General features: G+C 38.3%; 16 protein-coding genes. 9 read left to right on the top strand and 7 right to left on the bottom strand.

Annotated elements, in window-relative coordinates; all coding sequences use genetic code 11:
* Positions 1-356: 356 nt before the first annotated feature.
* The 7 genes from hisC (at position 357) to hisIE (ending at position 6,258) form a co-directional block, all read left to right on the top strand.
* Entirely contained in the window at positions 357-1,406 is a 1,050-nt protein-coding gene (hisC, locus tag SJY45_RS03005; protein ID WP_400073212.1) for a histidinol-phosphate transaminase, read from the top strand.
* A 25-nt stretch (positions 1,407-1,431) separates the two neighbouring features.
* Positions 1,432-2,568, top strand: coding sequence for a bifunctional histidinol-phosphatase/imidazoleglycerol-phosphate dehydratase HisB (gene hisB, locus SJY45_RS03010; RefSeq protein ID WP_400073213.1), 1,137 nt, complete (start codon positions 1,432-1,434; stop codon positions 2,566-2,568).
* An 83-nt stretch (positions 2,569-2,651) separates the two neighbouring features.
* On the top strand, positions 2,652-3,239 hold the full coding sequence (gene hisH / locus SJY45_RS03015) for an imidazole glycerol phosphate synthase subunit HisH (RefSeq protein ID WP_215911927.1): 588 nt from the start codon (positions 2,652-2,654) through the stop codon (positions 3,237-3,239).
* A 90-nt stretch (positions 3,240-3,329) separates the two neighbouring features.
* On the top strand, positions 3,330-4,097 hold the full coding sequence (gene hisA / locus SJY45_RS03020; protein ID WP_215911928.1) for a 1-(5-phosphoribosyl)-5-[(5-phosphoribosylamino)methylideneamino]imidazole-4-carboxamide isomerase: 768 nt from the start codon (positions 3,330-3,332) through the stop codon (positions 4,095-4,097).
* A gap of 74 nt (positions 4,098-4,171) precedes the next feature.
* Positions 4,172-4,927 (top strand): imidazole glycerol phosphate synthase subunit HisF, encoded by a 756-nt coding sequence (gene hisF, locus SJY45_RS03025; protein ID WP_400073214.1) that lies wholly within the window; start codon positions 4,172-4,174, stop codon positions 4,925-4,927.
* 28 nt (positions 4,928-4,955) lie between these two features.
* Positions 4,956-5,648, top strand: coding sequence for an aspartate/glutamate racemase family protein (locus SJY45_RS03030; RefSeq protein WP_400073215.1), 693 nt, complete (start codon positions 4,956-4,958; stop codon positions 5,646-5,648).
* 10 nt (positions 5,649-5,658) lie between these two features.
* Positions 5,659-6,258 (top strand): bifunctional phosphoribosyl-AMP cyclohydrolase/phosphoribosyl-ATP diphosphatase HisIE, encoded by a 600-nt coding sequence (hisIE, locus tag SJY45_RS03035; RefSeq protein WP_400073216.1) that lies wholly within the window; start codon positions 5,659-5,661, stop codon positions 6,256-6,258.
* A 5-nt stretch (positions 6,259-6,263) separates the two neighbouring features.
* Here the strand turns inward: hisIE and SJY45_RS03040 are convergent, their stop codons facing one another.
* The 4 genes from SJY45_RS03040 to SJY45_RS03055 form a co-directional block, all read right to left on the bottom strand.
* Positions 6,264-6,989, bottom strand: a complete 726-nt coding sequence (locus SJY45_RS03040; protein WP_400073217.1) for a head GIN domain-containing protein — start codon at positions 6,987-6,989, stop codon at positions 6,264-6,266.
* A 56-nt stretch (positions 6,990-7,045) separates the two neighbouring features.
* Entirely contained in the window at positions 7,046-7,240 is a 195-nt protein-coding gene (locus SJY45_RS03045) for a hypothetical protein (RefSeq protein WP_215442118.1), read from the bottom strand.
* Positions 7,237-7,902: a hypothetical protein gene (locus SJY45_RS03050; RefSeq protein WP_215911932.1), complete on the bottom strand. Its 666-nt coding sequence runs from the start codon at positions 7,900-7,902 to the stop codon at positions 7,237-7,239. The genes SJY45_RS03045 and SJY45_RS03050 overlap by 4 nt, the downstream gene beginning before the upstream one ends.
* Positions 7,903-8,019: 117 nt before the next feature.
* Entirely contained in the window at positions 8,020-8,337 is a 318-nt protein-coding gene (locus SJY45_RS03055) for a helix-turn-helix domain-containing protein (protein ID WP_215442120.1), read from the bottom strand.
* Positions 8,338-8,456: 119 nt separating this feature from the next.
* On the opposite strand from SJY45_RS03055, the gene SJY45_RS03060 reads away from it, so the two are divergent.
* Positions 8,457-8,969 carry a lactoylglutathione lyase family protein gene (locus SJY45_RS03060; protein ID WP_215442121.1) on the top strand — a complete coding sequence of 171 codons (513 nt, stop codon included), beginning with the start codon at positions 8,457-8,459 and terminating at the stop codon, positions 8,967-8,969.
* Positions 8,970-9,168: 199 nt separating this feature from the next.
* The gene (locus SJY45_RS03065) at positions 9,169-10,179 is read left to right on the top strand and encodes a hypothetical protein (protein WP_400073218.1); all 1,011 of its coding nucleotides are present in this window, start codon (positions 9,169-9,171) and stop codon (positions 10,177-10,179) included.
* Positions 10,180-10,252: 73 nt separating this feature from the next.
* Here the strand turns inward: SJY45_RS03065 and SJY45_RS03070 are convergent, their stop codons facing one another.
* From SJY45_RS03070 to SJY45_RS03080, 3 genes are read right to left on the bottom strand one after another with little or no spacing between them, the layout of a single operon-like run.
* Positions 10,253-11,341: a hypothetical protein gene (locus SJY45_RS03070; RefSeq protein WP_400073219.1), complete on the bottom strand. Its 1,089-nt coding sequence runs from the start codon at positions 11,339-11,341 to the stop codon at positions 10,253-10,255.
* The gene (locus SJY45_RS03075; protein WP_400073220.1) at positions 11,325-11,864 is read right to left on the bottom strand and encodes a hypothetical protein; all 540 of its coding nucleotides are present in this window, start codon (positions 11,862-11,864) and stop codon (positions 11,325-11,327) included. The genes SJY45_RS03070 and SJY45_RS03075 overlap by 17 nt, the downstream gene beginning before the upstream one ends.
* Complete coding sequence (locus SJY45_RS03080; RefSeq protein ID WP_400073221.1) at positions 11,864-12,406, bottom strand: RNA polymerase sigma factor; 543 nt, start codon at positions 12,404-12,406, stop codon at positions 11,864-11,866. The genes SJY45_RS03075 and SJY45_RS03080 overlap by 1 nt, the downstream gene beginning before the upstream one ends.
* Positions 12,407-12,459: the final 53 nt, after the last annotated feature.

The raw sequence follows: 12,459 nt of genomic DNA on the forward strand, positions 1-12,459 counted from the left end.
CAAGTCAGGCTCAGGAGAATTATATAAAATCAAGTACTCATAAGGTCTTGAATTTTTTATCATCCTCGTGGTATTTTATTTTGGTTGTAGTGATATTTCTAGTCAAATCGTTTAGGACTAGAGATTTTAGTTTAGTCAATGTGTTGATATCATTGTTTTTTGGATTAATGATTTTTGGGGTTTGTTTGGCCTTATATTTTATAATGGATTTAATTCCTATAATTTACTCTAAAATGATATGGTTGAACTACGTACTGAATGCGTTAGTATTATTAATAATATTTTATCCATTGATAAAGTTGGATTATGAAAATAATTTTAAGTAAGATTATCTATTTTGGATAGAGATTTATAAAATGAAAGAAAAATTCAATATACAAAACCTGATTCGGGAAAACGTAAAAGGCTTGAGTCCGTATAGTTCCGCTCGTGACGAGTATGTTTCGGATGGCTCGGATATGGTGTTTCTAGATGCCAATGAAAATCCGTTTGAAAACGGGGTAAACAGATATCCGGATCCGCAACAAAGAGGTTTAAAATCGGTATTGGCGGAACAGAAGGGTATTGCTGTGGAGAATATCCTTTTAGGAAACGGAAGCGATGAAGTACTGGACTTGATTTTCAGAACTTTCTGCGAGCCTAAAATAGATAACATTATTTCCTTGCCTCCCACTTATGGCATGTACAAAGTGCTGTCCGGAATAAATACGGTAGAGAACAGAGAAGTTTTGTTAACAGATGATTTTCAGCCAGATGTAGAGGCTATTTTGAATGCTGCAAATGAGCACTCCAAACTGTTGTTCCTATGTTCGCCTAACAATCCTACCGGTAATGTTTTCAAAGAAGAAATCATGGTGGATTTATTGAATAAGTTCAATGGTCTGGTTGTAATTGATGAAGCGTATATTGATTTTTCGGGAAGCGAAAGTTGGGTGACAAGATTATCTGAATTCCCCAATCTAGTGGTGACGCAAACGCTTTCTAAGGCGTACGGTATGGCCGGAATTCGCTTAGGAATCTGTATTGCTTCTAAAGAAGTTATAGCGGCAGTGAATAAAATTAAACCGCCTTATAATGTCAATGAGCTAACGCAACAGAAGGCGCTCCAAAGGGTCCTGGATACAAACGCGGTCAAAAGTGAAATATCCAATATTTTAAGCGAAAGAGAGCAATTACTTAAAGCGTTACATGAAGTGTATTATGTGAAGCAAATCTATACTTCCGACGCCAATTTTGTGCTCGCAAAAGTAGATGATGCCACCAAAAGATACAATCAACTGTTGAAGGAAGGTGTGGTTGTACGGAACAGAACAACGCAGCCATTGTGCGAAAACACATTGCGGTTTACAGTGGGTACACCAACCGAAAACAAAAAATTAATAGAAGTATTAAAAAAGCTAACCTAAACCAATAGCTCAAGAAACTCATACCATGGCGAAGAAAGTTTTATTTATAGATAGAGACGGTACAATTATAAAAGAAACTGTAGATGAGCAGATAGATGCATTTGAAAAAATGATTTTCTATCCTAAGGCATTTACGTTTTTAGGTAAAATAGCCAAAGAATTAGATTATGAATTGGTCATGATCACCAACCAAGACGGCTTGGGAACGGATGTTTTTCCAGAAGATACGTTTTGGCCGGTCCATAATTTCATCTTGAAGTCTTTTGAAAACGAAGGAGTCGTTTTTGACAAGGTCTTTTTGGATCGCACGTTTCCACATGAAAACGCCAATACCAGGAAACCGGGTACGGGTTTGTTGACGGAATATTTTTCCGAGGATTATGATTTAAAAAACTCATTCGTAATCGGTGATCGGTTAACGGATATTGAGCTGGCCAAAAACCTAGGTTCAAAAGGTATTTTTATAAATGATGAAACCAATTTGGGTACGGGTGAAATTACGGTAAAGCGTGATGAACTGGATTCTGTCATTGCTTTGGAAAGTAATGATTGGGAGAAGATATATGAGTTCTTGAAATTGGAGGAGAGAGCATCGGAAACGCATAGAAAGACCAATGAAACCGACATTTACATTAACCTAAACCTAGACGGAACGGGTAAGAGCGATATAAAAACGGGCTTGTCTTTCTTTGATCATATGTTGGACCAATTGGCTCGTCATGGTCAAATGGATTTGGAGATAAAGGTAGATGGGGATTTAGAGGTAGACGAGCATCATACAATTGAAGATACCGCAATTACCCTTGGAGAAGTATTTCATACTGCCTTGGGTTCTAAAATGGGCATTGAGCGTTACGGCTTTTGTCTGCCGATGGATGATTGTCTTGCTCAGGTAGCCATAGATTTTGGTGGTCGCAACTGGTTGGTTTGGGATGCCGATTTTAAACGTGAAATGGTAGGCGATATGCCAACGGAAATGTTCTATCATTTCTTTAAATCTTTTACGGACGGTGCAAAGGCCAATTTAAACGTAAAGGCAGAAGGAACCAATGAGCATCATAAAATCGAAGCCATATTCAAAGCGTTTGCAAAAGCAATAAAAATGGCCGTAAAACGTGATGTTGAAAAAATGGTGCTACCAAGTACAAAAGGAGTTCTATAAAAATAGTAGCGAGTACTGATTGCAAAGTATTAAGTTGTCAATAATTGCTTTGTTCTCATTACTTGATATTCAATGCTAAATAAATGAAAATAGTAATTATAAATTACGGTGCAGGAAATATTCAGAGCATCAAATTCGCTATTAAGCGTTTGGGCTACGAAGCTGTTCTGAGTAGTGATGTAGAGGAGATTCAATCTGCTGATAAAGTTATTTTTCCCGGTGTAGGAGAGGCCAGTAGTGCCATGACAAAATTGAGGGAAAGTGGTCTTGATAAGATAGTTCCAAATTTAAAACAACCTGTTTTAGGTATCTGTTTGGGAATGCAGCTCATGTGTCATTCTTCGGAAGAAGGCAACACCACCGGCTTAGGTATTTTTGATGTAGATGTGGTAAAGTTCAATAACGGGGTTAAAGTGCCGCAGATTGGTTGGAACCAGATAACAAATTTAAAGTCAGGGCTTTTCAAAGGAATAGATGACAAAGAGCACATTTATTTGGTACACAGTTTTTATGCGCCATTATGTGAAGAAACCATTGCACAATCTGAATACGGACTAAAATACAGCGCTGCGTTGGCCAAGGATAATTTTTACGGCACCCAATTTCACCCGGAAAAAAGTAGTGGTGTAGGCGAAAAGATTCTGGAGAATTTTCTTAATCGTATTGATTAATGAGTTTAGAGATTCTTATAATTAAACTGAAATTTATAGATTTTACTAACTACTAACTACTAACTACTTAATCCCTTTTATAAAAAAAATATGAGAATAATACCCGCAATAGATATCATAGATGGTAAGTGTGTACGTCTTTCAAAAGGAGATTACGACACCAAAAAAATATACAATGAGAATCCGTTAGAGGTAGCCAAGGCCTTTGAGGCACATGGTATTCAATATTTACATTTAGTAGATTTAGACGGCGCTAAGAGCAAGCATATTGTAAACCATAAAATTTTGGAACAAATAGCTTGTGGAACTATGTTGAATATAGATTTTGGAGGCGGACTCAAATCCGATGATGATTTGCGTATTGCGTTTGAGAGTGGTGCCAATCAGATAACCGGAGGGAGCATTGCCGTTAAGGATAAGGAAACCTTTTCAGGCTGGATTCAGACCTATGGTGCCGAAAAAATTATTTTAGGTGCCGATGCCAAGGATGAAAAAGTAGCGGTTTCAGGCTGGCAGGAAGAATCTACGGAAGAATTGATTCCGTTTATTTCCGAGTATCAAGAAAAGGGAATCGCTTATGTAATCTGTACGGATATTTCCAAAGACGGTATGCTAGAAGGTCCTTCTTTCGACTTATATAAAAAGATTTTGGAAGAATGTAAGGTTAATATGAGCGAAGTTGGTGGAAATGTTACCCAAGGCCTAAAATTGATTGCAAGTGGCGGAATATCAACTTTTGATGAACTGCCAAGACTTGCCGAAATGGGTTGTGAGGGAACAATCATTGGTAAAGCTATTTATGAAAATAGAATCAGCTTAAAGCAGTTAGAGGATTTTATCCTGCAAATAAGAGGTTAATCTTAAAGGGAGTAAACTAATGAACGGAGGAGTAGAGGTTTTTGAAATCCTTTTCAAAGTTCAAATTTTAAAATATGTTAGCAAAACGAATAGTTCCTTGTTTGGATATAAAAGATGGTAGAACGGTAAAGGGCGTAAACTTTGTTGATTTACGTGATGCCGGAGACCCAGTTGAACTGGCCGAAATTTACAGTAGGGAAGGAGCCGATGAGCTTGTTTTCTTAGATATATCGGCCACGGAGCAAAAACGTAAGACCTTGGCAGATTTGGTATACCGTGTGGCGGAAAAGGTTAATATTCCGTTTACTGTAGGTGGTGGAATTTCTTCGGTTGAAGATGTTGATATTCTATTGCAGAATGGCGCGGATAAAGTATCTATTAATTCATCAGCGGTAAAAAATCCGCAATTGATCAATGACTTGGTTGCAAAATTTGGCTCGCAGTGTATTGTGGTCGCCATTGATGCTAAACAGATTGAAGGCGAATGGATTGTTCATTTGGTAGGCGGAAAGGTTCCAACTGAACGTAAATTGTTTGAATGGGCCAAAGAAGTTGAGGAACGTGGTGCAGGTGAAATTCTATTTACATCAATGGACCATGACGGTACCAAAGATGGCTTTGCCAACCAAGCTTTGAGTAAACTAAGTACGGAATTGAACATTCCTATAATTGCATCCGGAGGCGCAGGTAATATGCAGCATTTTACGGATACCTTTGTGGAGGGTAAAGCTGATGCGGCCCTTGCAGCCAGTGTTTTTCATTTTAAGGAAATCGGTATTAAAGATTTAAAAGAAGAATTAAAGGAAAACGGTATTCCGGTTCGGTTATAAAATTTTTGGCTGATAAAAATTTAAAGTGATGAAAAAAATTGGACTTATAGGGGGGATTACTTGGCAATCTACCCAATTGTATTACGAGTTGTTAAATACCAAGGTAGCGGAGCTTTTAGGCGATAAAAATTCCTGTAGCTGCATTACTGAGTCCGTCAATTTTTCTGAAATATCGGATAAACAAGGTAAAGGCGATTGGGATTCGTTGCACGAAAAGATGTCCGATATAGCCCTGGGATTACAAAATGCGGGAGCAGAAATACTTTTGATCTGTGCCAATACCATGCATCTGAGTGTCCCTAAAATAGAAGAGAAAATAGAAATACCGGTATTACATATTGCCGAAGTTGCAGGAGAAGCCGTTACATCTAAAGGGTGTAAAAAAGTACTGCTATTGGGAACCAAGTATACCATGGAGCTGGATTTCTATAAAGACATCTTGAAGAATAAGTTTGGTATAGAGGTATTGATTCCTTCAGCAGAAGACAGAGATACGGTTCATGGTGTAATTTATAATGAGCTCGCTAAAGGAATCATTAGCGAAGAATCAAAAAATAAATATTTAGATATTATTGGCAAGGCCAAAAAAGAAGGCGCAGAAGGCGTAATTTTGGGATGTACCGAAATACCGATGTTGGTACAGCAAAAGGACTGTGATATTGCGGTAATAGATACTACTTTGGAACATGCGTACGCCGCGGTAAATTTTGCCCTTGCTTAAAACAAACAGAATGAAAATAGATTTTATTAAAAACGAAGACGGACTAGTACCTGCTATAATTCAAGATGCAGTAACTAAGAATGTGTTGATGTTAGGTTATATGAACCAAGAGGCTTTTGATAAAACGCAAGAGACCAAAAAGGTAACCTTCTATAGCCGTACAAAAAAGCGTTTATGGACCAAGGGAGAGGAGAGCGGAAACTTTCTTGAGCTTCTTGATATCAAGAATGATTGTGATAATGATACGTTGTTGATTTCCGTTAAACCCATAGGGCCAACATGTCACACCGGTTCCGATACGTGTTGGAATGGAGAAAATACCTCAAACTTTGGTTTTTTCTCTCAGCTGGAAGAAGTTATTAAACAGCGTCGTGAGGCTTCGGATTCGAGTAAATCATACGTTGCCTCTTTATTTGAAAAAGGCATTAACAAAATAGCCCAAAAGGTAGGGGAGGAAGCGGTGGAAACTGTAATAGAGGCCATGGATGATAACGATGACCTCTTTTTATATGAAAGTGCCGATTTGCTTTTTCACTACCTAATGTTACTTCAGGCAAAAGGTTTTACCTTAAAAGACATAGAAGCAGAACTGGTAAAGCGACACAAATAGTCGTTTTACTTGTTCCTGTTTTTTAATTGCGAAGCCCCCTTTATGCGTTCGTGGTTAATGACAGCGGTACCTTTATAGTTTAAAGTACTTGCTCCTGTAGCTTCCACGTTTATTGATTCCGTTGCGGTAAGAAAAGCTTCACTTGCTCCGGAGAGGTCAATATCAAGTCGTTCAACTTCAAGATCGTAATCCCGTAAATCACTACTTCCGGAGAGGTCTGCATGGAAAGATTTTACCTGCCCATAAACATCGGCCTCAGAAGCTCCACCCATATCAACATCAAGATAGTCCGCTATAATTTCGCCGGTTATATCCGAAGCTCTTGAAAGTTCTATCTTTGCTCTTGCAATGTCCCAAGGGTTTTCAAGGGTTACACTTGCCGCCCCTGAAAGGTCAAATTCCGAAATGTTCTTAGCGGTTACAAATGCTTTCAAAGTAGGGTTGCCGGCAACCGTTGTATACTTTTTTAACTTAATGATAAGCTCGTCTCCTTCTCGGGCCACTACAATACGTTCGTGTAGATTTTCATTCGCTTCAATTCTAATCTGTTCTTCTTCATCCGAAAAAGTAACGTAGACATCAAAGGCATTGGAAACTTTTAATTGATCATAATCGGAAATTGTCAAATCTTTGGTGGTGATTTCACCTGAAGCTTTTATGTGATCATAATCACAGGAGGTTAAAATTAGGCATACCATAGCCATGGCGATGAACATCGTTCTTGTTTTCATTTTTGATTGATTTTAAGCTTGCTCTATAGCAAAGCAGGTTGATGAATTGTACTGTTTTAGGCGTGAGTTAAACGCTCTTGTAGCTGCACCACGGGAATCCACTGAAAGTTGATGGGAGACCACTCTACTTCCACTGTGGAATTACTGGTGAAATTGTTCTTAAGAAACACTTGATTGTTTTCACTGAATACGTGCTGTGTTTCGATTACGTCATGACAATGTGCGCAAATTCCTTTGTTCGTTGCTTTCATTGGATGTTCTTTTTATAGCGGTTTCTACCCATGTTAAAAATGCCCACCTTTATTCCTAGTCCGGCAGAGAAGCCGTTTATGCGGGTAGTACGTGTTGGGGGAAGTTCTATTCTACTGGAAAATCTGTATTTTACACCTGCTTCCAATTGCAGATAGCGGGAGACATTAAAGAGAGCACTTATTCCTGGTTCGGCCACGAAGACTACATCAAAATCGTCTTCGGTAAGTTCTTCTTCATAATCTTCGTCATGAAAGTTATTTTCAATATAGCCTACACCACCGGCACCTACCAATAGTGGAAATGAAAGGTTTACGCGCTTTTTGCTAAAAAAAATAGGCTCTAGATGAAGACCTCCGTAAGCTCCTATTAAATCTTCGTTGCGAGAAAGACTATTGTTAAATACATCCTGTTCTGAATAAAGAAAGGTACCTGCAAAACCAACCTCAAATTGTTGGTTGGCCACATAGGCAACTTTTAATCCGCCGGTAAAAGAAGGTTCGCCATCTATCTCTCCGGCGCCAAGGTCAAGTCCCAAATAAACCCCATGCACCACATTATTGCGGTCGTTGAACTCTAGGTATTCGTCAGATTCATCTTGTCCAAAACTTGAAAAGGTAACTCCTGATACAAGAAAAAGGAGACTCATTTTAAGTAGTTTCATCACTGTTCGTTTTTCGATTGATTACCTAATAGACAACCGAAACCCTAAAAAGTTGCATATAAAATGAATTTTTTTTGAAAAAAAAAATTACATACATTAAAACAAATGTAAATAGGCTCATTTTCTTTGTTGATGGTCTTGTGCTCCCCATTCATCCAAACTCCTTAAAATACCTTCAAGGGATTTACCTCTTTCACTTAAATCATATTCCACCCGTGGGGGCACGACGGGAAAAATTTTACGGTCAACAAGTCCATCTTTTTCTAATTCGCGTACTGTTTGGGTAAACATCTTATTGGAAATACCCGGCACTTTCTTTTGTAAAACTCCCGAACGCAATGGGCCTTCTAAAAGATGAAACAATACTAAAGGTTTCCATTTGGTGCCTATTAAATTCATTGTATAATCTAAAGGACAGTATTTTGTTGAAATCATATTTTGTATTAACTATTTGTAAATCAATAATTAACCCTTTTTGGTAACTATAGTACTTTTAGGTAAGTTATTGTTGTTAAGGTAAATATAGTCTTAATTTGTGCTATAAAATATAAGTTATGAATACAAATAGGGATTACCCCAAATCATTCTCACATATTGGAATTACCGTGCCAAAAATAGAAGAAGCAGTTAAATTTTATTCTGAAGTGATGGGATGGTATGTAATTATGCCTCCATCTAAAGTAAAAAAAGAGGCGGATACAGCTATTGGTCAGATGTGTATAGATGTATTTGGTGAAGATTGGGAAGAGTTTGAAATTGCACACATGTCTACTTCCGATGGTGTTGGCATAGAGTTGTTTTCCTTTCCGCATGGTGTAAAAGAAGCTCCGGAATTTAATCCGTTCAATACAGGCTTATTCCATTTTTGTATACAAGACCCTAATATTGAAGATTTGGTAACTAAAATTGTGGAGTATGGAGGTAAGCAACGCATGCCCATACGCTCTTATTACCCTAACGAAAAGCCATATAGGATGTGTTATGTAGAAGACCCGTTCGGTATAGTATTTGAAATATATACGCATAGTTATGAGCTTACGTATTCCTCTGGGGCGTACACTAGCTAGAAATGTATATGCATTTTGTAAAGCGATTGGTTTGTTATCAAATCAATCGCTTTTTTGTAACTATATATGATTCATTAAATACTATAAAAAAACACCGTATAATTGATTTCTTGTTAACTTATAGCATCATTTTTTTAATTAATTTTAGCTTATAATCAGTCTGTTGCATCTGGTAACGGACACTAACCGACCAACCAAAATGAAGATTATAGGTTTTTTTTCCAAACTTTTAACGGTAACTCTAGTATGGTTTTTATCTACGTCTTTCATAGGTAGCCCAATGGATAATATGGTCTCATCCAATGAACCGCAAACACTGGAGTTTAATGTAGACGGACTTTATTTTTCGGAGTTCTACGACTATATTTTTAGAGGCCATTTTGAAGAGATCACCATGAAACGCGAGGATATGGAATTTCTGATGATTTTTGGTCAATACCTTAGGGCGTATGGTGGTCGTTGTGCAAAATACCTACCGGAAGACAAGGTTGAGATTATGGATCAGGTATGCGTCACAGAAGAAGTAACTAGAGATGGTTTTGGTACGGAAATCAGTCGGGTTTGCGTACGTTATGAATGGGTAGGCTCCGGACTTTATGCACGCCCTGATTTGTACGAAGCTAAAATGGAAGTTGAGGGCATACAGCGTTCAGATGGTTTGCGTACCACCATGCAAATGATTCTAGACCCAAATTCAATGGGGAATTCCGTGGATATGATACACAAGACAAAAGGACTTCAAAATGATATGGTTCAACTGTATAAATTGAATGCTTGTGATAGCCCGGGATTAAGACGCTTTGAAGAAAACCTGAAGCGTTTTGCATTAAACGAAGCCTCAATTCGAACCAAGGAAAGTAGCAAGTATACTGAGATGAAGGCGTCTGGAGGCCCTACTGGCACTCAGAATTTTACAAAATTGGTAGATGACTTGGTGGGTGATCAGGCTAAAACTTGGGCGTTTAACCGCTATGTGGCGGGTAGTGTATCTGGGGTAACCGTATCTTCACGAGATGGTCAAGGCAGACCCACTCAGTTAAGTGCAGGTTATACCTATTCGGGTTTTAGCGGAAATAGTAAGGGTTCGGTTCGTATTACTTTTGAAAACGGACTACCTAAGTGTATCTATCTCTTTGATTTCCCCAGAAATTGCAAAACGCCCAATAGTAGTATTTCGGCCTCTTATGCCCAAGGGGATTATACTGAGTAATTTGTTTTTTATAGTTCGAAAAGGAATCGTACTCAATTCTCACTACTCATTACTCTTTACTCAATACTAATCACTATAGCTCCTTCAATAAAACCACTCCTTTGTTTCCAGTAATAGAAATACGCCCTATTGGATTTTTACCGTAAGTGGCTTTAATTTCACGTAATTTCTTGCCTTTGTCCAACATATGGGAGTCTACATCGTAAAATGATTTGGGCAAACGTATCAAGCCTTCTTCTACCACCGCTGTAAATTGGTGCGGGAAGTCCATAATATTAAGGCTTACTTCCGATGATTCTTGTTCAATGGCAATTTTACTACTAGGGTTTATGATGTTCTCCACTGAAAAATCCGATATTTTTAAAATCAGGTCAATGTCATTTGCTAACCGACCTAAGCGTAGGTTACTGAATTTAAGCATTCCGTACAACGTGTTTACTTCTTCAAGGTCTACTTCGTCTTTATTTGAATAAAACTCTAAGGAACCAACCGTATGCAGGTCTATTTCACTACCTGCACTGTTCAGTCGCATGGTTTTGGAATCGTCCATATCAAGTCCACCATTTTTCAGGTCCAGGTTGCCGTAATTAATATTTTTGGCCCTAAGCTTTCCGTATTTGATTACCACATCGGCTTTGTTCAGGTTGTCATTGATCCACATATCGCCATGCTGCACATCGGCTTTTAAAATACCGATCCAGTCTTCAATAAAAACATCACCAAACTTATTTATGATTTCCAATTCAGCCTTTTCCGGCATATACACTTTGTAATCTATTTGAACATTACTTCGATCAAAGTCAAAAGGGTTGGCCTTATCAAAAAGGTTGGAAAAGAATCCCGAGCTGGTCTCACCAATTTCATAGCCCATAGAAATAAAGTTTTCACTGTCCTTGATCACGGGGCGTATGCGCTCCAAAAGTTCTTGGGCATTGTCTTTCTTTTTATGGGTAACCGTAATATTAACGGTAATGGAGACCTCGTTTTTTGTCCACCCATAGATGTTTACGTTGCCGTATTTATTATCCAAATGAACTTCACCTGCATTGGTAAACCCATATGTTTTTGTTACTTTTTTAGACACCTTTTCCTGCGCCATGACCGGAAGGCCAAAGACTATCGCCGCAGCGAAAAGGAGCAGTTTTTTATAAAGTGTATCCATAGTCGTCATCATTTAATTTTGATTCGTTTAACTGGCGCAAAAGATTTTCAATGAGCTCTATGCGCTTTCTGTAGTTGGAAACAATGGCTTCCAGTACCAGTTCATTATCTAGGTTGTTCTGCATCTCCAACTTTAGCTGGTCATATTCCTTATCTAGGTCATCCATAAAGGATAGAAATTCGGTTTTATCCGCATCCGAGAGATTCTCGTTTTTCCGCACCAATTGTACTTGGTAGGACACTAAATCTTGGTAGTGCATATCTATATCCTGTAATTCATTGGAAACAAATGTGTTATCATTGGCGGAGCTGCCTAAAAAGGTAATGCCAATAAGACTTGAAATCCCCAAAATAATAAGCACAGTGGCTGCTACCCGAAATACGGGCGATTTCCATAACGGCACCACTTTGGGTTTGGGCGGGTCTAATTTAGCTTCTATGTTAGCCCAGAGCTTGGCACGGTCTGCTTTGTGGTCATCAAATGCCGCCCTGTTCTCCCTGATATGTTTTTCAAAATTGTCCATTATAATGTGTTTATAATTTCAACGAGTTTCTTTTTTGCCCTGTGGTACTGTGATTTTGAGGTGGAGGTTGAAATGCCTAGCACTTCTCCTATTTCCATATGGTCATAGCCTTCCAACAAGTACAGATTAATTATGTTTTTATACCCCAAAGGCAGTTTTTCTATACCTCTTTTTACCTTTTCCACATCCATTTTATCTACCGGTTCGTTGTTCGGTTCTTCCGTAAGGTGATATTCATGGTCGTCCATTGCGGCAAGAGGTAGTCGTTTGACTTTTAAATGATTAATGCTTTTGTTGATGACTATCCGTTTAAGCCATGCTCCAAAGGTGCTTTCGTATTTAAAGTTGTGTAAATTCTTGAATGCATCTACAAAGCTGTCCTGTACAATATCTTCCGCGTCTTCTTTTATCCCCAAAAATCGCATACCAATATTGTACATGGCATCTACATAGAGTTCGTACAGTTGGTACTGTGCTTTTCTATCGCCAGACTTGCTATTTTCAACAAGTGATTTGTGCCTAAAACGAATATCGGTTTCCAATTAATTTAAGAGGGTTGATTGTACTCTAAATTACATTTCAATAACAAAGACAA

The organism is Zobellia russellii (assembly GCF_044597075.1).
In the GTDB taxonomy this organism is placed as follows: domain Bacteria; phylum Bacteroidota; class Bacteroidia; order Flavobacteriales; family Flavobacteriaceae; genus Zobellia; species Zobellia russellii.

Coding starts and splice junctions, on each gene's coding strand:
- hisC (WP_400073212.1), top strand. CDS start 357: ATGAAAGAAAAATTCAATATACAAAACCTGATTCGGGAAAACGTAAAA.
- hisA (WP_215911928.1), top strand. CDS start 3,330: ATGAGAATAATACCCGCAATAGATATCATAGATGGTAAGTGTGTACGT.
- SJY45_RS03075 (WP_400073220.1), bottom strand. CDS start 11,864: ATGGACAATTTTGAAAAACATATCAGGGAGAACAGGGCGGCATTTGAT.
- SJY45_RS03065 (WP_400073218.1), top strand. CDS start 9,169: ATGAAGATTATAGGTTTTTTTTCCAAACTTTTAACGGTAACTCTAGTA.
- hisH (WP_215911927.1), top strand. CDS start 2,652: ATGAAAATAGTAATTATAAATTACGGTGCAGGAAATATTCAGAGCATC.
- SJY45_RS03045 (WP_215442118.1), bottom strand. CDS start 7,240: ATGAAAGCAACGAACAAAGGAATTTGCGCACATTGTCATGACGTAATC.
- SJY45_RS03060 (WP_215442121.1), top strand. CDS start 8,457: ATGAATACAAATAGGGATTACCCCAAATCATTCTCACATATTGGAATT.
- SJY45_RS03030 (WP_400073215.1), top strand. CDS start 4,956: ATGAAAAAAATTGGACTTATAGGGGGGATTACTTGGCAATCTACCCAA.
- hisF (WP_400073214.1), top strand. CDS start 4,172: ATGTTAGCAAAACGAATAGTTCCTTGTTTGGATATAAAAGATGGTAGA.
- SJY45_RS03055 (WP_215442120.1), bottom strand. CDS start 8,337: ATGATTTCAACAAAATACTGTCCTTTAGATTATACAATGAATTTAATA.
- SJY45_RS03050 (WP_215911932.1), bottom strand. CDS start 7,902: ATGAAACTACTTAAAATGAGTCTCCTTTTTCTTGTATCAGGAGTTACC.
- SJY45_RS03040 (WP_400073217.1), bottom strand. CDS start 6,989: ATGAAAACAAGAACGATGTTCATCGCCATGGCTATGGTATGCCTAATT.
- hisIE (WP_400073216.1), top strand. CDS start 5,659: ATGAAAATAGATTTTATTAAAAACGAAGACGGACTAGTACCTGCTATA.
- SJY45_RS03070 (WP_400073219.1), bottom strand. CDS start 11,341: ATGGATACACTTTATAAAAAACTGCTCCTTTTCGCTGCGGCGATAGTC.
- hisB (WP_400073213.1), top strand. CDS start 1,432: ATGGCGAAGAAAGTTTTATTTATAGATAGAGACGGTACAATTATAAAA.